This is a genomic window from Stenotrophomonas sp. ZAC14A_NAIMI4_1, assembly GCF_003086915.1.
GTDB lineage: Bacteria > Pseudomonadota > Gammaproteobacteria > Xanthomonadales > Xanthomonadaceae > Stenotrophomonas.
In genome coordinates this window covers 43,067-65,480 of sequence record NZ_CP026002.1, presented here as the reverse complement: position 1 = coordinate 65,480, position 22,414 = coordinate 43,067, and the positions used below count along the sequence as shown (strand labels likewise).

Below are 22,414 nucleotides of genomic sequence, written 5' to 3'. Positions count from 1 at the left end.
GCTCGACTCTACGGTTCACCGCGGGTACGCCAGCAGCACCACCAGATCCTCCTCACCCACCTGCTGCAGCGCGTGCGTGCTGCCGGTGCGCGTCAGCAGCGCGTGGCCCGCGCGCACGTCGTGCTGCTTTCCATCCAGCACGTAGCTGCCCTGCCCGCTCACGATGTAGTAGATCTCATCCTTGTGCTGCGGGTGCAGGCCGATGCCCGCGCCCTTGTGCAGCACGCGCTTGCGCAGCACGAACGGCAGATCCGCGGCGTCGGCGAAGAACGGATACGCGGTGGTCGGCCCCGCGCCACCGTGCGGACCCGGCTGTACGCGTGCAATCGCCTCTTCGTGCAGCACCTTTGAGGGGCGTGCTGCATCGGTGCCCTGCCCTGCACCCATCACGTCGCAGTCGATGTCGCGCACCAGCGCCGGTTGCAGTGCGGGCAGCAGTGAAACCGCCTCGCGCAGCACCAGGCAGGCCACTGCATTGGCACCAGCCACGCTGAAATGCGTGCCGTCTGCCTTGTTCTGCTCGGGCACGAACAGGAAATACGGGCGCGCGCCCTGCTCGCCCAGCGCACGTATCCAGCGCGTGCTGCGGTCGTTGAGTTCGATCAGCGCAACGTGCTCGCGCGCCGCCAGCTGCTGCATGTTCAACGTGTAGCGCGCGTGCGTATCCAGCAGCGATCCGAAGTCGTACAGCAGCCGCGCCACCGGCGTGACCAGCACCGGCGTGGCGCCCTTGTCACGCGCCACCTGCACATAACGCATCAGCAGGCGCGGATAGTCAGTCTCCGGATCGGTGTAACGCGTGCGGTCTTCGAACTTCGCATCGTTGTGGCCGAACTGGATCAGCAGCACGTCGCCGCGGCGCAGCTCGCTGGCGATCACGTCCAGGCGCCCTTCGTCGATGAAACTGCGCGTGCTGCGCCCGCCTTTGGCGTGGTTGTGTACTTCGAAACGTGCCGGGTCCAGGTAGCTCTGCAGCGCCTGGCCCCAGCCCGCCTGTGGCGCACGCTCGGGCCCATACTCGGCCGCGGTGGAATCGCCGGCGATGAACAGCCGCACCGGCGCCGCCTGCGCGGTGGTGCACGACAGCAGCAACAGCAGCAACAGCCTTCGCATCGCGGGCCCCCGGTAGTGCCGGCCGCTGGCCGGCAACCTCATGAACGGTGGACGCATCGCCTCGATGCCGGCCAGCGGCCGGCACTACCCAGGCCAGTGCGCGTCAGCGCGCCAGCCAGCCGCCATCCACCGGCAGCACGGCACCGTTGATGTAATCCGACGCCGACGACGCCAGGAACACCGCCGCACCGGCCAGGTCTTCCGGGTTGCCCCAGCGGCCGGCCGGAATGCGCTCGAGAATGGCTTTGTTGCGGTCTGCATCGGCACGCAGGGCGGCTGTGTTGTCGGTGGCCATGTAGCCCGGCGCGATGGCGTTGATGTTCACGCCCTTGCCTGCCCACTCGTTGGCCAGCAGGCGGGTGATGCCGGCGATGCCGCTCTTGCTGGCGGTGTACGACGGCACGCGGACGCCGCCCTGGAACGACAGCATCGACGCGATGTTGATGATCTTGCCGTGGCCCTGTTCGATGAAGTGGCGGCCGGCGGCCTGCGAGATGAAGAACGCAGACTTGATGTTGACGTTCATCACGTCGTCCCAGTCCTGCTCGCTGAAGTCCACCGCATCGGCGCGGCGGATCAGGCCCGCGTTGTTGACCAGGATGTCCAGCCCGCCCAGGCCTTCGATGGTTTCGCGCACCACGCGCGCCACCGGCTCGATGCTGATCAGGTTGGCTTCGATGGCCAGGCAGCGGCGGCCCAGCGCGGTGATCTTTTCGATGGTTTCGGTGGGCGGGGCGATGCCGGCCACGGCGACGTCGGCGCCAGCGGCGGCCAGTGCCACGGCGATGCCCTGGCCCAGACCGGTATTGCCACCGGTTACCAGAGCGACCTTGCCTTCCAGGCTGAAGGGATTAGCCATTGCGTTTGCGTTCCTTGGTAGAGGCGAGCGGGGGGTGCGGCGACGGCCGCCGGCGCGCGGTGCGCGGCGGCCGGGCAGGGCTTACTTGAGCTGGCAGATGTCCAGCACGTGCATGTCGGTGTAATCCAGGTTCTCGCCACCCATCGCCCAGATGAAGGCGTAGTTGCTGGTGCCGGCGCCCATGTGGATCGACCACGGCGGCGACACCACCGCTTCGTTGTTCTGCATGACGATGTGGCGCTGTGCGTCCGGTTCGCCCATGAAGTGGTAGACGCGGTCGTTGTCGCCCAGGTCGAAGTAGAAATAGACCTCGCTGCGGCGGTCGTGCAGGTGCGGCGGCATGGTGTTCCAGACGCTGCCCGGCTTCAGCACGGTCAGGCCCAGCAGCAGCTGCGAGGACTGGCAGGTGGCCGGCACGATGTACTGGTAGATGGTGCGCTCGTTGCTGGTTTCCAGCGCGCCGCGATCCAGCGCCACCGCATCCTTGATCGACAGCTGCTTGGTTTCAAAACGCGCGTGGGCCGGGGTCGACGCCAGGTAGAACTGGGCCGGGTTGGCGGCGTCCTGCGAGGCAAAAACTACATCCTTGCTGCCCATGGCCACGTACAGGCCGTCCTTCGGCCCCAGCGTGTAGACGGTGCCATCGACCGTGACGGTACCGGTGCCGCTGCCGACGTTGATCACGCCCAGCTCGCGGCGCTCGAGGAACGGGTGGCCGGCGGCCGAGGCCGGTTCGGTCTGCGCCGGCAGGGCCAGCGGGGCGTCGACCGGGGCGGCGCCGCCAAGCACGAAGCGCTCGTAGTGGGTGTACTTCAGGGTCACCTGGCCGGCATTGAACAGGCCGTCGAGCAGGTACAGCTCGCGCAGCTGGTCGTTGCTGGCGCCCTTGATGGCGTCGGGATGGGTGGCGTAGTGGGTCTTGCAGTACATGGCTTCTCCAGAGCAGGGGGCGGGCCGAAGGGTTCGGCCCCGGCGCGGTTCGTGGTCGATTCTAGCGGCGGTTGGTAACCGGTGTCATTTTGCGTCGCACGATAGGGGGGCTGGAGAGTCACGACCAACGGTCGTGACCTACCGGATTGAGGCCTGAAGGTGTCACGACCAACGGTCGTGACCTACAGGACTGATTCCTCCGGAATCAGTCCTCTGGCGGCTGGCAGGAGTCGCGCACGATCAGGTGCGGGCGCACGCTGGCGATCTGCAGCGCGGCCTGGCTGTCGGGCTGGATCAGCATCGCTGCGGCGGTGCGGCCGGTGTCGCGGGTATGGCGGCGCACCGAGGTCAGCGACGGCCACAGGCGCGAGGCCAGCGGGCTGTCGTCGTAGCCGACGATGGACAGCTGGCGCGGGATGTTGATGCCCGCACGCAGCGCCACCTTGTAGATGCCGGCGGCCATTTCATCGTTGCCGGTGAAGATGGCGGTCGGCCGGCGCTTGCCCAGCAGCAGCTTCTCGGCAGCGGCCACGCCCGATTCGAAGGTGTAGCCGGCCTCGATGATGCGGTCCTTGGGCAGCTCGATGCCGCGCTGGGACAGCGCGTCGATGAAGCCGGCGGTGCGCTCGTGCGCGGAGCGGTAGGCGCTGGGGCCGGTCACCAGGGCGATGTCGCGGTGGCCGAGCGAGAGCAGGTAATCGGCCGCTTCGGCCGCACCGTCGCGATCGTGGGTGACCACCATCTGCGAGGTTTCATCCAGCGGCAGTGCAGCCACGCGGGTGAAGCGGCAGCCGATCTCGTCCAGCATGTCGGCCAGCGCCTGGTCTTCCGAGGCACGCGGCACCAGGATCACCCCGTGCAGCTTCTGCTGCTGCGCGAAGCGGCGCACGCCGTCGATATAGCCGGGGCTGCGCGAATCGCAGGGGTGCACCACCAGTTCAAAGCTGGAGCCGCGCAGCGCGTCCAGCGCGCCGTACTGCATGTCCACGATGTACTGGGCGGTCGGGTTGTCGTAGACCATGCCGATCAGGAAGGAGCGGCGGAAGGCCAGGCCACGGGCCAGCGGGTCAGGCGTGTAGCCGACCTCGCGCATCAGCGCCTCGACCTTGTCGCGCGTGTCCTTGCGCACCAGGGGCGAGTTGTTGATGATCCGTGAAACCGTTTTCTTCGATACTCCCGACAGTCGCGCGATGTCGTTGATCGTGGCGGCCTTGCCTGGCGTGGCGGCATCGTTCTTGTTGCGCACTGACATGTAGTGAACCCGGTAAGTCTGGGGATTCCAGCGCGCGCTCAGTCCAGCGCGCGATAGCGGAAGCTGCGGAAGGTTACCGCACCATCGCCGGCCGCATACAGGGCCGGTTTCAGTGCCAGGAACTTGCCAGCCACATTGTGATGGTAACCGGACACTTCCATCTGAACCGGGTACTTCTCCCAGCGCTGGCCATCGGTGCTGGAGTGGATCGTCACGATGTGGCGGTTGTTGGTCACCCGCAGCCACAGCTTGCCGCCCTTCGTGCTGGCCGCCAAGCGGGTGGGGCGCTCCTCGCCGTAGCGGTGCATGATGAACTTCTCGCCGTTGCTGCCCACGCCCACGTACAGCCGGTCGCTGTAGAACAGCAGGGCGCCGCCCACCGCGCCCGGGGCGATGTCCATCTCCACCTCGAACTGGTAGGCCTTGTCGCCGGCGATGGCGGTCAGCGGCGAGCTGTCGCGCGGGGTCTGGCCCTTGCCCTGCAGCACCAGGCCCTGGCCGCTGAAGCCCAGCCGCCGGTATTCATCCTGGGCCGGGTTGAAGAACGACCACTGCGGGCCGAGCACCTTGCCGCGGAAGTCATCGGACAGGGCCATGCCGTGCGCGCCCACCGATTCACCGGAGGGCTTGCGCAGCGGCTGGCCGAGGTCGCCGCCCTTGGCCACGAACCAGCCGTCGGCGGTCCATTCGATCGGCTCCAGCAGGGCCTGCCGGCCCAGGGTCCAGTACCCGTTCTCGTAACCGTGGTACATCATCCACCAGCGCCCGTCGGTGCCCTCGATCACCGTGGCATGGCCGCGCGACCACCACGGCTCTGCGGCCGACTGCGTGCGCATGATCGGGTTGTTGGGCGCGTTCACCCACGGCCCATGGATCGAGCGCGAGCGCGCTGTGATCACCATGTGCCCGGTCGGCGGGCCGGCGGTGCCGCCCACTGCGGTGGTCATGTAGTACCAGCCATCGCGGAAGTGGATCTTCGGGCCTTCCTGCGCGTAGGCCTCCACGTCCCAGCTCTGCGGGTACTTCCAGCCGTCGTAGACGTGCTTCGGTGTACCGACCACGCTCAGGCCGTCGTCGGCCAGCTGCACGTAGTCGCCGCCGCCGAGGAACAGGTAGCGCTTGCCGTCCTCGCCCACGGCATGGCCGGGGTCGATGTAGCCGCCCAGGCCGATGTCGATCGGCTCGCTCCACGGCCCCTTGATGCTGTCGGCCCAGACCACGAAGTTGCTGCGGTGTTCACCGGTGCGGGCCGGGAAGTAGATGTAGTAGCGGCCTTCGTGCTTGACGATGTCCGGCGCCCAGATCGCGCCCACGTTCTTCGTGATCGCATGGCCCAGCGGTTGCCAGTTCACCAGGTCGCGCGAATGCCAGATCGGCAGGCCCGGGTAGGCATCGAACGAAGAGAGGGTGAGGTAGTAGTCCTGGCCGTCCTTCAGCACCGACGGATCGGGCCGGTCACCGGCGAACACCGGGTTGAGATAGGTGCCGTCGCCCAGGTCGGCCTGGCGCTGGTTCTCGATGCCACGTTTCCACGACGTGGCCGGTGCCTGCGCCGTGACCTGGGCAAGGGCGGGTACGGCCAGCAGCAGCGTGGCGGCAAGCAGGGACTTCAGAGCGGTGCGCGACAGCATCGGGTTCCTCCGTGGTGCGGGTGCGGTGGCAGGTGCAGCGTCAGGGGGCAGGGCGGCCGAGGCGCGCGCGCCAGGCCGGCGCATCGCGGTCGAGCAGGGCCTGTGGCCAGGTGCCATACCAGTGGTAGCCGGTGCGGCGCTCGCGGCCGACCTGCTCGTAGGTCTGCAGGCGTTCGCCCTGGCGGTTGGCCAGCACGACGCTGTTGTCGGCCAGGTCGTGGAAGCGGCCCCACAGCAGCGGCGCGGCCGGGTCGGCCAGCAGGCGGCGATCGACCGTGCTGCGGTGGTGCGCGAACTGTTCGGCCGGTGCGTCGACGGTCTGCAGCCGCAGGCCATGCAGCGCGTTGGCCTGGAACCACGCCAGCGCGCCTTCGATGGCCTGCACCGTCTGCGGCGACGGATCGGGAATGGACATCAGGTAACGCACCACGCCCACGCTCTCGTCGGTCACCAGCGCGGCCAGTTCAAACTTCCGCCCGGGCGCCGGCTGCAGCGTGCTGGCATCGTACTGGCCGGCCCAGAGCGTCGGCTGGCCGTGCTGGCGCACCTGCAGGCGCAGCAGGCAGGCATCGCCGCGCTGCACCGCCGTGGCCACCCGCGCGCGGCGCGCGGCATCGACGAAGGCGAAGCGCGGTGCGTCCTGCACCTGGCGCAGGGTGGTCAGCACGCCGCTGGTGACATCGTCGGCGAAGGTGATGCGGTCGTGGTAGGCGGTGCGTGCCGGCACCGAATGCGGCCAGCCGCCACAGCGCTCGATCTGCTGGTCGAGGATGAAATCCAGCCCGCGCAGCGCAGCGTCGCGATAGCGGGTGTCACCGCTGCGGGCGAAGGCTTCGGCCAGGTAGTCCACCTGGGTGTAGGTGGTGCGGTTGTCGAAGCTGCCGCCGGGCTCCTGCTGCGCTACGAGGGCGGCCGCGCGCGCTGCGGCGTCCAGCACCCGCAGCGGGTCCTGGTTGACCGGCCAGCCGCCGGAGCGGCGCTGCAGCAACAGCAGGTTGTCGGCGATCTGCCGGTACTGCTGCGGCTGCAGTCGCGCGTAGCCCTCGGCATGGCCGCTGCGCCAGTGGTTCACGCCGTCGTTGAAGCTGCCCACCGGAATGGCAGGTGCTGCCGCCGGCGGCGCAGCGTGGGCCGCCGTGGCGGCCATGCCCACGCCCAGCAGCAGCGGCAGCGCGCGACGCCGCATCATGCGCGCAGCGCGGCCGGCAGCCACAGCGACAGCTGCGGGAAGAAGGTGACGATCAGCAGCACCGCCAGCGCGGCGAACCAGAACGGCCAGATGGTGCGCATGCTCTGGCCGACGGTGATCTTGCCGATGGAGGTACCGATGAACAGCACCGAGCCCACCGGCGGCGTCACCAGGCCGAGGCCGCCGGTCAGCACCAGCACCAGGCCGAAGTGGATCGGGTCGATGCCATAGGCCTTGGCCACCGGCAGGAAGATCGGCGTGCAGATCAGGATCATCGGCGCCAGGTCCATGAAGGTGCCCAGCAGCAGCAGCATCACCACGATCATCAGCAGCACCATGAACTGGCTGTGGGCGAACGACTGCAGGAAGTCCACTGCGGCGGTCGGTACCTGCAGGTAGGCCAGCAGCCAGCCGAACACGGCGGCGGTGGCGATGACGAACAGGATGACGCCGGTGCTGCGCGCGGCATGGATGACCGTGTCGAAGAACTCGCGCCAGCGCAGCTGCCGGTACAGTACGGTGGTCACCAGCAGGGCGTAGACCACGGCGATGGCCGCACTCTCGACCGCGGTGAAGATGCCCGCACGGATGCCGACGAAGATCAGCGCGACCAGGCCCAGGCCGGGCAGGGCGGAGACGATGCGCAGCAGCACCGCGCGCCACCCCGGGAACACTTCCACGCCGTAGCCGCGGCGGCGTGCCACGGCATAGCCGGTCAGCATCAGGGCGACGGTCATCAGCAGCGCCGGCACGATGCCCGCCGCGAACAGATCGGCGATGGACAGGCCACCGCCGGCGGCGGCAGAGAACAGGATCAGGTTGTGCGAGGGCGGCACCAGCAGCGCCACCAGCGCGGCGGTGATGCTGACGTTCACCGCGAAATCGCGGTCATAGCCGCGCTTGACCATCTGCGGGATCATCGTGCCACCGACCGCCGAGACGTCGGCGATGGCCGAACCGGACACGCCGCCGAAGAACAGCGAGGACAGGATCGACACCTGGCCCAGGCCACCGCGCATGCGGCCGACCAGCGAGGACGCCAGTGCGATCAGGCGCTCGGAAATGCCACCGCGCATCATGATCTCGCCGGCGAAGATGAACAGCGGAATGGCGATCAGCGAGGCCGAGCCGGTGCCGGCCGAGATCTGCTGCACCAGCACGATGCTGGGAATGTCCAGGTAGAGCAGGGTTGCCAGCGCGGCCGCGGCCAGTGCGTAGGCCACCGGCACGCCGAGCAGCAGCAACACGGCGAATACGGCGAACAGGATGGTGATGCCCATGGGTCAACGATCTCCTTCAGCGTCGTCGCTGCCAGCGTCGCTGGCCTGCAGCGCTTTCCACGCACGGTTCAATGCGAACAGCACCATCAGCGCACCACCCACCGCCAGCGGCAGGTAGTTGATGCTCTGCGGCAGCGGGGCACCAGCGGCCTTGATGCCCAGCCCGTCCAGCAGCAGGTCGGCCGACCAGAAGGCGATGAAGCCACCGAGCACCGCCACCACCAGCTGGATCAGTACGTCCACCGCGCGGCGCAGGCCGGGAGCCATGTAGGCGTGCAGCAGGAAGAAGCCGAAATGGCGGTTGGTGTGCACGCCGCAGGCCGCACCCAGGCTCATCGCCGTGGCCAGCAGCAGCAGCGTGACCGGCTCGGTCCAGCTGGGCGAATCGTTGATGACGTAGCGGGCGAACACCTGCCAGCCCTGCACCACCACCAGCCCGAGGAGGGCGGCGACGGCGCAGTAGATGGCGATGTCGGCGATGCGGTCCAGCAGGCGCTGTCCAGGCCCGGCAACGGGCGGCAAGGTCTCGGTCATGGCAGGGTCCTCAGGCAGCGCGGATGCGGTCGACCAGCGCGGCGATGTCCGGCTGTTGCAGGTACTCCTTCAGCAGCGGCTGGGCCGCGGCGCGGAAGGCGGGCATGTCCACTTCGTTGGCTTTCACCCCGAAATCGAGCACCGCGCGGCGCGCAGCGCTTTCGGAGGCATCCCACTGCTCGCGCATCACCCCCACCGAGGCGCGCGCGGTATGCAGCAGCAGCTGGCGGTCATCGGGGCTGAGGCGCTCGAAGCTGGCGCGCGACATCAGCAGCACGTCCGGTGCGTAGGAGTGATCGCTCTGCGACCAGTAATGCGCGGCCTCGAAATGGCGGCTGGAATGGAAGCTGCGCATGTTGTTCTCGGCACCGTCGATCATGTGCGTTTCCATCCCCGAGAACGTATCGCCCAGCGACATCGGCGTCGGGTTGGCACCGAGCAGGCGCATCAGCTGGATGAAGATGTCCGAGGAGGCCACGCGCAGCTTCAGGCCATGCAGGTCCTTCGGCGAAACGATCGGATGCTTGGTGTTGTAGAAGCAGCGCGCGCCGGAATCGTAGATCGCCAGGCCGACCAGGTCGCGGCTCTCGAAGCCGCGCAGCACCGCGTCGGCCACGCCGTCATCCAGTGCAGCGCGCTGGTGCGCGACCGACTTGAACACGTAGGGCAGGCACAGCGCCTGGGTCAGCGGGAAGGCGTTGTTCAGCGCACCGGCGTAGACGCGGGTGATGTCGATGGCACCGAAACGGGCCATGTCGATCGCTTCCGATTCGCGGCCCAGCTGGCCCGAGTGGTACTGCCGCAGGCGCAGCCGGCCCTGGGTTTCGCGTTCCAGCGTTTCGCCGATCCACTTCACCGCAGTGACGGTGGGGTAATCGGCCACGTGCACATCGGTGGCGGTCAGCAGGGTGCCGCCGTCCACGCTGGCGCCCGGCCCGCGGCCACAGGCGGCGAGCATCGGCGTGGCCAGGGCAGCAGCGCCACCGGCCAGGAAGTTACGTCGTGTGATCATCTGCGCCCTCCCGCGCGTGTTCACCAGGGCAGGCCAGCGGTTATCCCGCTGGCACGGCCCGGCAGGCAATGTCGCCGAAGCCGGCGAAACGCACCAGCGCGGTCTGCCCGGCGGTGATGTCATGGATGCCGGTCGCGTTGCCGGTGGCGATCAGGTCGCCCTTGCGCAGCGGCCGGCCACGCAGGGCCGAACGGGACAGCGCGAAGGCGTACGCAGCACGCAGGCCACCTGGCAGGCGCGTGGCGCCGCCGGTGCCGACCACTTCGCCTTCGATCAGCGTCTCGGCGCGCAGCGAGGTTTCATCGCGTGCGGTCCAGTCGGCGATTTCCGGCCCCAGCACCAGGCCGTTGTTGTTGCCGAAGTCGGACACCACCACGCGCGGGCCGAGTTCGTTGATGGTGGCCAGCGGGCTGCTGGCCACTTCCACGCCGATGTACAGGCGCGCAGGCAGGGCCTCGGCCTGCTCCGGCGACCAGTGCAGTTGTCCGGCCGGAGCGTCCTCCAACAGCTCCAGCACGTACTCCGCTTCGACCGCGGCAAAGCCGCCGACGAACACCGGGATGTCCGTTGTTCCACCGGTAGCATTTTTCAGCTGGCGGGAAAAAATGGGGCCCAGCAGGCGGTCATCCGCGGACACGTCGCGGCGCTCGGCGGCGATGTAACCCACCTTCCAGCCGACCACGCGGTCATCCCAGGCGGCGATGGCCAGGTCCTGCACCTGGTAGGCGCCTACCAGGGTGTCCGGGATGGTGCCCGGGAATGCGGCCAGCGACTGCCCGGCGCGGCGGGCGGTGGTGAAGGCCTGGGCGATCGCGGCCGCATCGTCCGGCGGCGGCGTCTGCCCATGTGTGCCGTGTTCGTTGCTCAAGAACGGTCTCCCTGTGTTTGTTGCACTGCCCATCGACAGCGTCTGCAGGAGGTGTATATGGTAAACCGGTGTCATCGTGCAAGCCGCAGCGCATCACGTGCTGCCACCGGATGCACCAGGCACCCTGTCCCCGTCCTGCCGGAGCCGTTGCCTGCCATGCGTCTGCGTCCTGTCATGCTGTTGTTCTGCGGGCTGTTGCTGGCCCTGCCGCTGACCACCTCCGCCGCGCCGCCGCGCGACAACGAACGCCCCGGCCAGGAGCTGGCCGGCGAACGGATCGCGCTGTGGCCGGCCGGGCAGGTGCCGGGTGAGCAGGGACCGGTGCGGCCGGCACGGGTGGTCGAGCGCAGCCGTGATCCGGCGCAGCCCGACCGCTATGTCGACCAGATCGATGCGCCCTACCTGCTGGTGCATGCGCCGGCGCGGCCGAACGGGCGCGCACTGCTGGTCATTCCCGGTGGCGGTTACCAGCGCGTGGTGATCGACAAGGAAGACAGCGCCCTGGTGCCGGAGTGGGTGGACCGCGCCGGCTACACCCTGTTCGTGCTGCGCTACCGCCTGCCGCAGGCCGGCCGTGACCGCCAGGCCGCGCTGGCCGATGCGCAGCGTGCGCTGCGCGTGGTGCGCGGGCAGGCCGCACAGCGTGGGCTGGATGCTGGCAGCGTGTCGGTGATGGGCTTTTCCGCCGGCGGCCACGTCGCCGCGCGGCTGGCCACCGCCTTCGATGCCCCGGTGTACCCGGCGCGCGATGCGATCGATCGGTTGAGCGCACGGCCGGCGCGGGCGGTGCTGGTCTATCCGGTCATCGACATGGGCGCGCATGCGCACAGTGGCTCGCGCGGGCGCCTGCTGGGCGAACACCCGGATGCGGCGCTGGCCTCGCAGTATTCGATGCAGCAGCAGGTGCGCGCGGACATGCCGCCGACCCTGCTGATCCACGCCAACGACGACCGCGTGGTGAGTGTGCACAACAGCGAACTGATGGCCGCGGCACTGGCCGACGCCGGCGTTGAACACGAACTGCACCTGTTCGCCCACGGCGGGCATGGATTCGGCATGCGCGTGCCGCCGGGTTCCACCCTGGCGGCGTGGCCGATGCTGGCGGAAGCGTGGCTGGCGGCTGCGGGCACGGGGTGGGATGAGGGGTCAGAGCCCCTCTCCGGTGGCGAGGGGATCCGACCCCGGGGTAGCCGATGAACACCGCGCCGAACGATCTGCAGCGCCGCCGCTTCCTGCGCGACAGCGCGCGCTGGGCCTTGGCCACGGCCACCGTGGCATCACTGCCGGCGGCGCTGGCAGCACCCGGCCCGCGCGACGACACCCAGGTGCTGGCGCGGGTGCGCGGCGGGCGTGTGCGCGGCCAGCGCGAACAGGGCGTGCTGGTGTTCCGCGGCCTGCGCTACGGCGCGGACACGGCCGCCTACCGCTTCCAGCCACCGCGGCCCGAAGCGGCCTGGCGCGGCATCGCCGACGCACTGGAGTACGGCGCGGCGGCACCGCAGGGCGGCAGTGAAGGCCCGGGCAGCGAGGACTGCCTGTTCCTCAACGTGTGGACGCCGGCGCTGGATGCGCGCGCGCGGCGGCCGGTGCTGGTCTACATCCACGGCGGCGGCTTCAACAACGGCTCCGGCAGCGACCCGCTGTACGACGGCAGTGCGCTGTGCCGCCGTGGCGACGTGGTGGTGGTCACCCTCAACCACCGCCTCAATACCTTCGGCTACCTGTACCTGGGCGCGCTGGGCGACCCGCGCTACGCGGCATCCGGCAATGTCGGCCAGCTGGATCTGGTGCAGGCGCTGCAGTGGGTGCGCGAGCACGCTGCGGCGTTCGGTGGCGACCCGGGCAACATCACCGTGTTCGGCCAGTCCGGCGGCGGCGCCAAGATCGCCACACTGATGGCGATGCCGGCCGCGCGCGGCCTGTTCCAGCGGGCCTGGACGATGAGCGGGCAGCAGGTCACCGCCGCTGGCCCGCGCGCAGCCGCGCAGCGTGCGGCGGTGGCGATGGACGCAGTGCGCGCGCCGGATCTGGCCGCGCTGCTGCGCCTGCCCGCGGCCGATCTGCTGGCCGCGACGCGTGCCCGTGATCCCTCGCGGGTGGAGGACAGCGCCCTGTACTTCGGGCCGGTGCTGGATGAGGTGGTGCTGCCGGTGCATCCGTTCTGGCCGCAGGCACCGGCGCAGTCGGCGGCCATCCCGATGGTGATCGGCAACACCCGCGATGAAACCCGTGCCTTCCTCGGCAACGACCCGGGCAACTTCGCGCTGGACTGGACCACCCTGCCGGCGCAGCTGGAGAAGCAGCAGTTCGTCGATCTGCTGCCATCGGTGGTGATCGAGCATTACCGCCGCCTGTACCCGCACTACACGGCGTCGGAGGTGTTCTTCGCGGCCACCACCGCCGGGCGCTCCTGGCGTGGCGCAGTGGAGGAACTGGAAGCCCGTGCCCGCCAGCCGGCCACGGCGGCGCCCACCTGGGCCTACCAGCTCGACTGGCCCTCGCCGGTGCAGGAAGGGCGCCTGCGTGCCTTCCACACCCTCGACATTCCGCTGGTGTTCGACAACGCCGGCCTGCCCACGGCGCGCACCGGCGGCGGCGCGGATGCACGCGCGCTGGCCGCGACCATGAGCGATGCACTGGTCGCCTTCGCCCGCCACGGCAATCCCAACCACGCCGGGCTGGCGGACTGGGCGCCGTACACCCTGCCGCAGCGGCGCACGATGCTGTTCGACGTGCGCAGCCGCGGCGCCGATGACCCGCGCGGCGGCGAGCGCGAGCTCTATCAGCGCGTCCCCTTCCTGCAACGAGGTACCGCCTGAGATGCGCCCGCTGCCTGTTCTGCTGGCCCTGGCCGTGGTCGGCGCGGCCCACGCCGCCGTCGACCCGTCGATCAGCGACCGTCCCGCCCCCACGGCGATCCGCGCCAGCAAGATCGTGCTGGTGGGCGATTCCACCACCGCCGTGCAGGGCGGCTGGGGCCCGCGCTTCTGCGCCGACCACGTGACCTCGTTTGCCGCCTGCCTGAACCTGGCACGCGGTGGCCGCAGCACGTACAACTACCGCGCCGAGGGTTCGTGGGCCCTGGTCGAGGCGGAGATGCGCACGCCGGGTTATGCCGCCACCTGGGTGCTGATCCAGTTCGGCCATAACGACCAGCCGGGCAAGCCGGGGCGCTCGACCGACCTGCAGCAGGAGTTCCCCGACAACCTGCGCCGCTACGTGCAGCAGGTCCGCGCGGCCGGCGCGACGCCGGTGCTGCTGACCCCGCTGACGCGCCGCCAGTTCGTCGATGGCGTGCTGGTGGACGATCTGGCGCCCTGGGCCGACAGCGTGCGTGCGGTGGCGCGCGAACTGCAGGTGCCGCTGGTGGATCTGCATGCGCGCAGCCGCGCCCTGGTGCAGGCACTCGGGCCGGTGCCGGCGATGCGGCTTGCGCAGGCACCGGCGAGCCAGGCACAAGTGGCCAGCGCACTGGGCGGCACCACGGTGGGCGCCAGCCCGGGCCTGGCAGGCGCGCCGGCGGCGGTGCAGAACGCGGCACTGGAACCAATGGGCCAGGCCAAGCAGGCCTTCGATTACACCCATCTGGGCGACGAGGGCGCGCAGGTGTTCGCGACCCTGGTGGCCACGGAACTGGCCCGCGAGGTGCCGGGGATGCGCGCACTGCTGTTGCCTTGATGCGGCCAACGTCGGGATACGTCGGCCAATTGCGTCTAACGCTGTCGTACTTGGCCTTTCGGGCGCTGGCCGCACGACTGAAAACATTCTGTTAACCCGGCTCGCCTAGACTGGCTGGCATGGGAGCAGCATTCACATCATTGCCGTTCACGGGCCGGGATCGCCTGCTGGCGGCCATCGACGGCGCGGTCTGCCTGGCCGACCCGCCGTTGATCACCCACGCGCTGCAGAAGGTGCTGCGCGAGGCCATCATCGATCCGCTCATCGAACTGCCCGCCTGCGTACGCCGCCCGGTGGACGGCCATTACGCGCGCCGCGAACTGCACCGCAGCCCGACCCTGGGCTACAGCGTCATCGCCATGTGCTGGGGCCCGGGGCAGGGCACGCCGCTGCACGACCACGATGCGATGTGGTGCGTGGAAGGGGTCTGGCAGGGCGAACTGATCGTCACCCCGTATGCGCTGCTGGAACGGCAGGGCGAACGCCACCGCTTCGCCGCGCAGGAGGCGCTGTACGGCTACCGCGGCAGCGCTGGCAGCCTGATCCCGCCGCACGAGTACCACACGCTGCGCAACGCCAGCGATACCGACGTGGCGGTGTCGGTGCATGTGTACCAGGGCGTGATGGAACGCAGCGCGGTGTTCGATCCGCTCGACGATGGCTGGTACCAGCGCCGGGTGAAGATGATGGAGACCGACGCGGCCTGACGTCGCGCATGCGCATCGCTCTCCGTAGAGTCGAGCTTGCTCGACTGCGCTTTGCAGGGCACCAACAACAGTCGAGCAAGCTCGACTCTACGCAGGCGAGGCAGCGGCACTCCCATCAACGCGGCACGTCGGCCACGTTGTTCAACCGGGTCACTTCCTCGCCGTCATCGGCCAACGCCACGCGCACGCGCAGGCCGCTGCGGTCACCGGCGGGCAAGGGCAGCGACACCACCACCGTCTTCGGCTGCAGGTCGGCCGGTGCGGCCAGCGCCGGCACCTCGGTGCGCGCGATCTCGCGGCCACGTGCGTCTTCCAGCACGGCCACGCCCACGCCGCTGCCGGCATGGCCCAGGCTGTGCACGGTCACGTGCACCTGGCGCCCGTCCACCCGCACATCGCCGCGACCGATGCCCAGGTCCGCGCGCATTTCCACCGGCGTACCGGCGGTGATCCGCTCGAACTCGAACACTTCGGTGCGGCCCGGTCGGAACTGCATCGGCACCGAGACACTGGTCTCCAGCTGCACGCTCCGTTCGGTGGCGGTGCCGTCGATGCGGCCATCACCATCGGCGTCCACGCCGCTGCGCACGCGCCAGGTGCCGCTGGCCACGTTCCAGCCGGTCATGTCGGCGGCGATGGTGCGCGTGCCCAGGTTGTGGCTGGTCACGGTGAAGCGTTCGCGTGACGGCGCGTGCACCAGCAGGGCCACCTGTTCGGCGGCGCCGTCGCGGTCGAAGCGCCAGCTGACGGTGTGGCCGGGCCAGCTCTGGTTGCGCTTCAGCGCGATGCCGCCCAGGCGGGCGCGCTGCAGGAACTCGCTGGGCGCTTCCACGCGGTCGGACCACCAGTGGCCCTCGGTGTTCATGTAGGCGCGCTGCACCTTGACCTGCAGGCCGTCGGCGTGCAGCGCGTCGATGTACTTCGTATCACCGCTGGCCTGCCACGCCATCAGGCTGGCGAAACCGGTCTTTCCAGCATCGGCGTCGGCGGTCAGCAGCGGGTACCACTCCTGCTGCCTGCCCAGCACGTCTACATAGTTCTCGCCGAGGTTGGCCAGCGCGCCCGGCCCGCCACGCGCCACGCGGTAGTCCAGCGCCTGCAGGTACTTCGCATCACCGGTCCAGCGCCACGCCGCCCAGAAGGTGTGCATCGTGTCGCCGCCGCCGGAGCCGTTGTTCAGCTCGCCGCCACGGGTGGCACCGGTGGCCCAGTTGATCTCGTTGGGCAGGGTGAAGCGGCCCTTCCCGTCAGTGCCCGCGTGGGCCAGGTAGCCATCGGCCAGGCCGATCACCAGTTTCCGGCCGGTCGCATCAGCGTTGTACTGGCCCAGCAGGAACGCCGGGTGCAGCACCGGGAACGAATAGGGCTTCTGCCACTGCCAGTTCGGTTCGCGGTAGACCTTGTTGCCACCAAACCAGTTGCTGGAGAACAGCAGGTTGCCCTGCGGGTTGCGCAGGATGATGCGCTCGTCGAACGCTTTCACCGTTTCCATCAGGCGCTCCAGCGTCAACGGGTCGCCCCAGTTGAGGTAGAGCATGGCGCTGTTGGTGTTGATGCCTTCCTCGTAGGAATGCAGCTCGTCGGTTTCGATCGTGCTCAGGCCGTTGCTGAACATGCCATTGCGGTACACCGCATCGGACAGCGCGGTCAGCGAGGCATTCAGCCGGTCCGGCTGCACGCCCATCAGGGCCAGCCCCGGCCACTGCTGGGTCAGGTCGGAATCATCGGAAATGCCGCCGCCGAAATCGCCATAGGCCACCTGGCGCTGGTCGATCCACCAGTCGACGAACTGCCGCACCTGGGCCAGGTCCTGCACCTGGTTGAACGCCCACGCCGGTACGCCCGTGGGCACGGCCGGTGCGGTGTAGGGCGGGCGGCCCTGGCTGTTGTAGCTGATGTAGTTCCAATACAGGCGGCCAAGTTCGTGGTCCGGGTCCACCCGCAGCAGATCGCTGAGGTCGGCGTACACGCGCGCATACAGGCGCTGGCGCTTGGAGGTGGTGTGCTCCTCCACCAGGAAGCCCCAGTTGTCGCGCACCTGGTTGAAGCGGTCGGCGACGTGCTCCTTCAGCGCGTCCGCGCGCGGCTTGAACACCAGGCGGATCTGCGCGCCATCCAGCGCGGCGGCATCGAAGCCCGGCGCGGCCGAGGCGATGCTCAGCCACAGGCTGTCCGGGGTGAGGATGCGGTCACGCAGGTCCAGCCAGAGCGTGCGTGCCTGCCCCGGCTGCACCGACACCGAAACGTCGATCATGTCGCGCGCCGGCCAGATCGGGTCCTTGATGCGGATGTTCAGCGGGATCAGGCCTTCGTGGGTAGCCGGCAGGTCCAGCGCGGGAATATCGATGGCCACGCCATCCAGGCCGTCGTGCATGTTTTCCCAGCTGTAGGCCCAGCTGCGGATCAATGGCTGGTTGGCCGGCGCATCGCCCACGCCGGAGGGAATCAGCACGTGCACGATCGGCCGCAGCTGCGCTGGCAGGGTGTCGGGGCTGCGGCGGCGCGAACCGGCGCCCTTGGGCAGGGCCATCACCGTGCTGCGCTCGGCCACCGGGAAGCGGCCATCGATGTAATGCCGCAGCGCCTCCAGGTTGGTGTAGTCGGGCAGCGCCTGGCTGTCGATCACGTAGGCCTGCTTCACCGTGCCTTCCGGTTCGGCGCCTTCGCTCACGTTGTAGGCCCAGATTTCCTGGATCGGCGTTTCCTGTTCGACGTTGCTGAAACGCAGCACGCCGCCCTGCTGCGCGGGAATGTCCTGCACGCTGCGCACCACGCCGCGCGGGCGCGTGGCCAGCACCTGCGTGGCGTGGGCAGCGTCGGCGCCGTGGGCCAGCGTGCCGAAGGCCGCACCGCGGATCTCCATGCGGTTCACCGTCTCGCCGGCCGGCAGGGTCAGGTCCAGGTGCTGGCCGCTTTCCACGTAGGTGTTCCAGTCCGGCAGCTGGAAATAGTCGTTGCGGCCGGGCAGGCGCGAGCGGTTGTAGACGCCCGGCCAGGTGGTTTCGGCGATGCCATCGGTGGCCTTCCACATCCATGCCTTCAGGTCACGGGTGTCGGCAAACTCGATCTTGCGGATGCGCGTGCCGGCCGATGCCAGCGCCGGCGGTGCCACACCTTCCCAGCCGAAGCGATGGCGCCAGGCACGCTCGTCGGTGGCCGCTGCCACCGCGCTGGCCGGGGCCTTGCCGCCCGCCAACGCCTGCACGGCAGGGCCATCGAGCATGCGGTCGTAGACGCGGATGTGCTGGAAATCGCTGCCGCGCAGGAAGTTGTAACGGCTCTGCACCTGGTAGGGCGCCATCACCCGTCCGGCCAGGCCGAGCTGGTCCAGCGCCGCATCGTAGTCACCGGTGGCCTGTGCACGCGCCACTTCGCGGCCATCGACGAACAGGCGCACGCCCTGGTCCTCGTCCCAGGCAAAGGCGAGGTGCAGCCACTGCTCCGGCCGCGGCGGCGTATCCATGCGGAACGACACGCGGCTGCGTGCGAGGTTGGCATCGGTGACGAACGCATCGAAGCCGTGGCCGTTCCAGTCGATGCGCAGCCATGCCATGTCCCAGCTGCTGTGGTCGGCATAGCCGACGCGGAAGATCACGAACGGCGCTTCGCCCACCGCGTAGCGCGGACGCCAGTCGAAGGCGAGGGTGCCACGCTGGGCCTGAATGTTGCCGGGCGCATCCCAGGCCAGCACGCCATCGTCTTCCCACTGGATGGCCTTGCCGCGTGCACCGTCATCGACCACCGCCGCCTTATCGCGGAAGTTCGGCACCGCTTCGCCCTGCGCCGTCACGGCGGTAAGCCCCTGGTTGGCGTCGACGTGGAACAGCAGCGTCGGCGACGGTGCGGCCAGCGCGGGCAGCGCGGTGGCCAGCGACAGCGCGGCCACCAGCAGGCGGCGGCGCGGGCGGCACAGCGGGGTGGGGGCAGAAGCGGTACGGTGCATGGAACCTTCCTTTCAGCAGCATTCGACGGTGCAGCGGCATGGCGGCGGTGCGGTACGGCGGGACAGGGTGCGTGCTCAGAACTTGTAGCGCAGCCCCAGGTAGTACTGGCGCCCGGTGTGGGTGTAGCGATCGGGCAGTGACAGGGCCGAATCGACGAAGCGCTCGTCGGCGCTGTCCAGCAGGTTGATCGCCTCGAAGCTGACGGTCAGCTGCTTGTTGAACTTCCAGGACATGTTGAAATCCACGTTCTCCACGCTGTACTTGCCGGTGACATCGGCGGTGGCGTACTGGTTGCCGTCCAGGTCCCAGACGTTCTCCTGGGTCAGGATCTGGTTGATGTAGGCATCGCGGTAGCTGGTGGATACGCGTGCGCTGAAGCGGCCGTCGTCGTAGTACAGGGTGGCGTTGTACGAGTTCGGCGACAGGTTCAGCAGGTCGTTCTCGGTATAGGTGGTGATGATGGTGTCGCCGCTGCCGGAACTGAAGAGGTATTTGATCTTCGAGTCGACGTGGGTGTAGTTCAGCTGGATGCCGAAGTTCTTCCAGAAGCCGGGCAGGAAACTGAAGGGCTGCTGGTAGGTCAGCTCGTAGCCCTTCAGCGGGCCACCCGGGGTGTTGAAGTAGCTCTGCACGTTGAACAGCGTGTTCGGGCTGAAGCCCGCCGGCAGCAGGTCCAGCGAGTAGCCCATGTCGCCCCAGGTGGTCAGCAGGCGGGTGCGCTGCACGTAGGTTTCGATGTCCTTGTAGAACACCGCCGCCGACAGCAGGGCACCTTCCTGGAAGTACCACTCCGCGCTCAGGTCGTAGTTGGTGGAGCGGAACGGATCCAGCTTCGGGTTGCCCAGGTTGATCGAGTAGTAACGGTCCTCGTCGAGGAAGCTGGTCGGGCCGCCGCTGACGCTGGGCGACAGGTTGGACAGGGTCGGCCGGGCCATGGTCTTGGCCGCACCGAAGCGCAGCACCACGCTGTCGGTCAGGTCCCAGGCCAGGTTCAGCGAGGGCAGCCAGTCGTCATAGCGGTGCCCGACGGTGGTGGCCACCAGCAGGCGCTCGCCGGCATCGGCGGTGGCGCTGGCCACGCCCAGGAAGGGTTCGCATGCCGCCGACAGGTCGCTGCTGCTTGCCGCCTGGCACGGTGCATAGCCACTGGCATCGATCTCGGTGCGCACGTAGCGCAGGCCGAGGTTGCCGCGGAACGGGCGGTCCCAGAGTTCGGTGTTGAAGTCCAGCTGCAGGTAGCTGGCGTAGCTCTTCTCGGTCACGTCGAAGTTGTTGTTCGATGCACCGAAGTGGCCGACGCCGGCCAGGCGGTAGTCGCCGCCGAGGGTGCCGGTGTTGCAGTTGCAGTAGATGTCCAGCAGCTCGGCGATGCGGTTGAAGTCGGGGATCAGCCAGCTGCCCGGGGTGCTGCCGTCCAGGCCCTTGCCGAAACCATCGAGGCTGGTGGACAGGTCGCCCACGCCGACGCCATCGGGCAGCGCCTGCGACATGCGGCCATAGCTGATGTTGCGGTACTCCTGCGTGCGCATGCCGTAGTCCTTGTAGGCCAGGCCGCCGCGCAGGGTGAAGGTGGGCGACACGTTGAACGTCAGGTCGACCTTGGCGGTGTCGAAGCTGTTGTCGACGTACTGCGGGTTCAGGCGCACTTCGCTGATGTTGCCGCCGCGCGCGGTGCCGTTGGCGTTCACCGGCGCGGTGCCGTAGCCCAGCCATTGCCACGATGCCGCATCACCCAGGGCAAAGGGGAAGGTCATCGACGGCATGCTGGCGCCGTTGCGCATGTCCAGCACGAAGCCATCCAGGTTGCTATTGTCGAAGCTGACCATGGAAAACACCGGCCGCTCGAAACTGGATGAGGAGTGGCCAACCAGTGCGTCCAGGCGCACGGCATCGTTGAAGCGGTGCTCGAAGTTCAGGCTGGCCTGCTTGAACTCGGTGCTTTCCTCGATGGCGGTCGATTCGGTGCGGAAGTCGACGTTGTCGAACACGCCGTAGACCAGCCGGTTCTGCGCATCCACCTGCGCCTCGCGCACCACGATCTGGGTCTTGCCGCCGTACTGCGCGGTGCGATGCAGGTTGGCGCCGATCGAGTCCTCGCGCTGGTCCTTGTCCAGCTTCGAGTACATCAGGTCGAGGTTGAGCAGGCTGTCGGGGCTGAAGCGGAACTGCAGCGCGCCGGTGACGCCCAGCCGCTCGATCTCATGCTCGGTGCGGATGTAGCGCGGGTAGCGCGGGATCCACGCATTGGTGGCGGTCTCGTAGGCGGCGATGTTCTCTGCCGTCGCGTCGGGGCGGTCGATGCCGGTGCCGCAGTGGGTGGCGTCGATGCCGTAGCTGCCCCAGCCGTTGCTGCGCGCCTGGTTGGCGGCGCTGCCGACGCCCTGCGCGGTTTCATTGGCGGCCGGGTTGCGCGGCGTCTGCGGGTCATAGCCGGCCGGGCTGCAGAAGCCGTAGGTGCCGTTGTTGGCGGCCGTGGCCTGGTTGGAGTTGCGGTAGTTGCCGTGCTCCCAGCGCACCGGGTTGTAGCCTTCCTCGAAGATCGTGCGCTTGCTCCACGCCGCCGACACCAGCGCACCGAAGCGGCCGTCGGCCCAGGTATTGCTCAGCAGCGCCGACACGCGCGGGTCCTTCGAGCGCGACAGTTCGTTGTAACCGTATTGGCCATTGAGCGAGGCCTGGAAACCATTGAAGTCGAACGGCCGCGACGCGCGCAGGTCGACGGTGGCGCCGAGCGAACCTTCGTCCATCTGCGCCGACTGGGTCTTGTTGACCTTGACCCGGCTGAACAGTTCGGAGGCGAAGGTGTTGAAGTCGAAGCCACGGCTGCGGTTGACGCCGGTGCTGCCGCTGCCGGCGGTGGACAGCGCTTCCAGGCCGTTGATGCGCACGCGGGTGAAATCCGAACCGAGGCCGCGCACGGAAATCTGCTGGCCCTCGCCGCCTTCGCGGTCGATGGAGACACCGGCAATGCGCTGCATCGACTCGGCCAGGTTCAGGTCGGGGAACTTGCCGATGTCCTCGGCGTAGATCGCATCGACCTGCTCGACGCTGTAGCGCTTTTCGTCCAGCGATTGCTGCAGGCTTTCGCGGTAGGTCGCCTTGACCTCCACCTTGTCCAGGTCGACCGCATCGGCGGCGGCCGCTTCCGGCGTCTGTTGTGCATGCGCGGCGTGGCTCAGCGCCAGTCCGATCGACAGGGCAAGCACGGTGAGCGGCGCGCGGCCGCAGTGAAGCGCGAGCGACGAATCCATCTGTAATCCCCTCCCAGGGTGTCCTCAAGCGTTGCGAAGGCGTTCTAGCGTGCGTACCGGCCTCCTCCGGTACGACGCAGGTGCAACGACTTGCTGACACCGCGGGTCACGCGTGAACGTAACAAAGCGCATGGCGCGCGGCATCTTGCGCCGCAGCAGCTGCAGC

Annotated in this window: 16 protein-coding genes; 4 read left to right on the top strand and 12 right to left on the bottom strand. The window is 68.7% G+C overall.

Annotated features, from left to right (window positions below):
* Window positions 1-15: 15 nt before the first annotated feature.
* From C1926_RS00250 to C1926_RS00205, 10 genes are all read right to left on the bottom strand, one after another.
* Window positions 16-1,113: a GDSL-type esterase/lipase family protein gene (locus C1926_RS00250; protein ID WP_108757872.1), complete on the bottom strand. Its 1,098-nt coding sequence runs from the start codon at window positions 1,111-1,113 to the stop codon at window positions 16-18.
* Between the two features lie 103 nt (window positions 1,114-1,216).
* On the bottom strand, window positions 1,217-1,972 hold the full coding sequence (gene kduD / locus C1926_RS00245) for a 2-dehydro-3-deoxy-D-gluconate 5-dehydrogenase KduD (protein WP_108745609.1): 756 nt from the start codon (window positions 1,970-1,972) through the stop codon (window positions 1,217-1,219).
* Window positions 1,973-2,053: 81 nt separating this feature from the next.
* Entirely contained in the window at window positions 2,054-2,902 is an 849-nt protein-coding gene (gene kduI, locus C1926_RS00240; RefSeq protein ID WP_079224536.1) for a 5-dehydro-4-deoxy-D-glucuronate isomerase, read from the bottom strand.
* 205 nt (window positions 2,903-3,107) lie between these two features.
* Window positions 3,108-4,154 carry a LacI family DNA-binding transcriptional regulator gene (locus C1926_RS00235; RefSeq protein WP_108757871.1) on the bottom strand — a complete coding sequence of 349 codons (1,047 nt, stop codon included), beginning with the start codon at window positions 4,152-4,154 and terminating at the stop codon, window positions 3,108-3,110.
* Between the two features lie 38 nt (window positions 4,155-4,192).
* The gene (locus C1926_RS00230) at window positions 4,193-5,785 is read right to left on the bottom strand and encodes a family 43 glycosylhydrolase (RefSeq protein WP_108757870.1); all 1,593 of its coding nucleotides are present in this window, start codon (window positions 5,783-5,785) and stop codon (window positions 4,193-4,195) included.
* A 40-nt stretch (window positions 5,786-5,825) separates the two neighbouring features.
* Window positions 5,826-6,974 (bottom strand): pectate lyase, encoded by a 1,149-nt coding sequence (pelA, locus tag C1926_RS00225; RefSeq protein ID WP_254057352.1) that lies wholly within the window; start codon window positions 6,972-6,974, stop codon window positions 5,826-5,828.
* A complete protein-coding gene (locus C1926_RS00220) occupies window positions 6,971-8,254 on the bottom strand; it encodes a TRAP transporter large permease (protein WP_079224528.1) in 1,284 nt (427 codons plus the stop codon). The genes pelA and C1926_RS00220 overlap by 4 nt, the downstream gene beginning before the upstream one ends.
* Before the next feature lie 3 nt (window positions 8,255-8,257).
* A complete protein-coding gene (locus C1926_RS00215; protein WP_108757868.1) occupies window positions 8,258-8,788 on the bottom strand; it encodes a TRAP transporter small permease in 531 nt (176 codons plus the stop codon).
* Between the two features lie 10 nt (window positions 8,789-8,798).
* Complete coding sequence (locus C1926_RS00210) at window positions 8,799-9,800, bottom strand: TRAP transporter substrate-binding protein (protein ID WP_108757867.1); 1,002 nt, start codon at window positions 9,798-9,800, stop codon at window positions 8,799-8,801.
* 40 nt (window positions 9,801-9,840) lie between these two features.
* Entirely contained in the window at window positions 9,841-10,668 is an 828-nt protein-coding gene (locus C1926_RS00205; protein WP_108757866.1) for a 2-keto-4-pentenoate hydratase, read from the bottom strand.
* 174 nt (window positions 10,669-10,842) lie between these two features.
* On the opposite strand from C1926_RS00205, the gene C1926_RS00200 reads away from it, so the two are divergent.
* The 4 genes from C1926_RS00200 to C1926_RS00185 all read left to right on the top strand — a co-directional run bounded on the left by C1926_RS00200 (window position 10,843) and on the right by C1926_RS00185 (window position 15,053).
* The gene (locus C1926_RS00200) at window positions 10,843-11,865 is read left to right on the top strand and encodes an alpha/beta hydrolase (protein ID WP_108757865.1); all 1,023 of its coding nucleotides are present in this window, start codon (window positions 10,843-10,845) and stop codon (window positions 11,863-11,865) included.
* The gene (locus C1926_RS00195; RefSeq protein WP_108757864.1) at window positions 11,862-13,487 is read left to right on the top strand and encodes a carboxylesterase family protein; all 1,626 of its coding nucleotides are present in this window, start codon (window positions 11,862-11,864) and stop codon (window positions 13,485-13,487) included. The genes C1926_RS00200 and C1926_RS00195 overlap by 4 nt, the downstream gene beginning before the upstream one ends.
* Window position 13,488: 1 nt before the next feature.
* Window positions 13,489-14,346: a rhamnogalacturonan acetylesterase gene (locus C1926_RS00190; protein WP_108757863.1), complete on the top strand. Its 858-nt coding sequence runs from the start codon at window positions 13,489-13,491 to the stop codon at window positions 14,344-14,346.
* A 119-nt stretch (window positions 14,347-14,465) separates the two neighbouring features.
* Window positions 14,466-15,053, top strand: coding sequence for a cysteine dioxygenase family protein (locus C1926_RS00185; protein ID WP_108757862.1), 588 nt, complete (start codon window positions 14,466-14,468; stop codon window positions 15,051-15,053).
* Window positions 15,054-15,168: 115 nt separating this feature from the next.
* Here C1926_RS00185 and C1926_RS00180 read toward each other — a convergent pair whose 3' ends face one another.
* Together C1926_RS00180 and C1926_RS00175 are read right to left on the bottom strand one after the other, a co-directional pair.
* A complete protein-coding gene (locus C1926_RS00180) occupies window positions 15,169-18,996 on the bottom strand; it encodes a LamG-like jellyroll fold domain-containing protein (protein WP_108757861.1) in 3,828 nt (1,275 codons plus the stop codon).
* 75 nt (window positions 18,997-19,071) lie between these two features.
* Window positions 19,072-22,248, bottom strand: coding sequence for a TonB-dependent receptor (locus C1926_RS00175; RefSeq protein WP_108757860.1), 3,177 nt, complete (start codon window positions 22,246-22,248; stop codon window positions 19,072-19,074).
* Window positions 22,249-22,414 lie beyond the last annotated feature (166 nt).

What these genes read in the sequence shown, in the direction of transcription:
- kduI (WP_079224536.1), bottom strand. Translation starts at nt 2,902, where the DNA reads ATGTACTGCAAGACCCACTACGCCACCCATCCCGACGCCATCAAGGGC.
- C1926_RS00230 (WP_108757870.1), bottom strand. Translation starts at nt 5,785, where the DNA reads ATGCTGTCGCGCACCGCTCTGAAGTCCCTGCTTGCCGCCACGCTGCTG.
- C1926_RS00200 (WP_108757865.1), top strand. Translation starts at nt 10,843, where the DNA reads ATGCTGTTGTTCTGCGGGCTGTTGCTGGCCCTGCCGCTGACCACCTCC.
- C1926_RS00215 (WP_108757868.1), bottom strand. Translation starts at nt 8,788, where the DNA reads ATGACCGAGACCTTGCCGCCCGTTGCCGGGCCTGGACAGCGCCTGCTG.
- C1926_RS00195 (WP_108757864.1), top strand. Translation starts at nt 11,862, where the DNA reads ATGAACACCGCGCCGAACGATCTGCAGCGCCGCCGCTTCCTGCGCGAC.
- C1926_RS00250 (WP_108757872.1), bottom strand. Translation starts at nt 1,113, where the DNA reads ATGCGAAGGCTGTTGCTGCTGTTGCTGCTGTCGTGCACCACCGCGCAG.
- C1926_RS00210 (WP_108757867.1), bottom strand. Translation starts at nt 9,800, where the DNA reads ATGATCACACGACGTAACTTCCTGGCCGGTGGCGCTGCTGCCCTGGCC.
- C1926_RS00190 (WP_108757863.1), top strand. Translation starts at nt 13,489, where the DNA reads ATGCGCCCGCTGCCTGTTCTGCTGGCCCTGGCCGTGGTCGGCGCGGCC.
- C1926_RS00180 (WP_108757861.1), bottom strand. Translation starts at nt 18,996, where the DNA reads ATGCACCGTACCGCTTCTGCCCCCACCCCGCTGTGCCGCCCGCGCCGC.
- C1926_RS00175 (WP_108757860.1), bottom strand. Translation starts at nt 22,248, where the DNA reads ATGGATTCGTCGCTCGCGCTTCACTGCGGCCGCGCGCCGCTCACCGTG.
- pelA (WP_254057352.1), bottom strand. Translation starts at nt 6,974, where the DNA reads ATGATGCGGCGTCGCGCGCTGCCGCTGCTGCTGGGCGTGGGCATGGCC.
- C1926_RS00235 (WP_108757871.1), bottom strand. Translation starts at nt 4,154, where the DNA reads ATGTCAGTGCGCAACAAGAACGATGCCGCCACGCCAGGCAAGGCCGCC.
- kduD (WP_108745609.1), bottom strand. Translation starts at nt 1,972, where the DNA reads ATGGCTAATCCCTTCAGCCTGGAAGGCAAGGTCGCTCTGGTAACCGGT.
- C1926_RS00185 (WP_108757862.1), top strand. Translation starts at nt 14,466, where the DNA reads ATGGGAGCAGCATTCACATCATTGCCGTTCACGGGCCGGGATCGCCTG.
- C1926_RS00220 (WP_079224528.1), bottom strand. Translation starts at nt 8,254, where the DNA reads ATGGGCATCACCATCCTGTTCGCCGTATTCGCCGTGTTGCTGCTGCTC.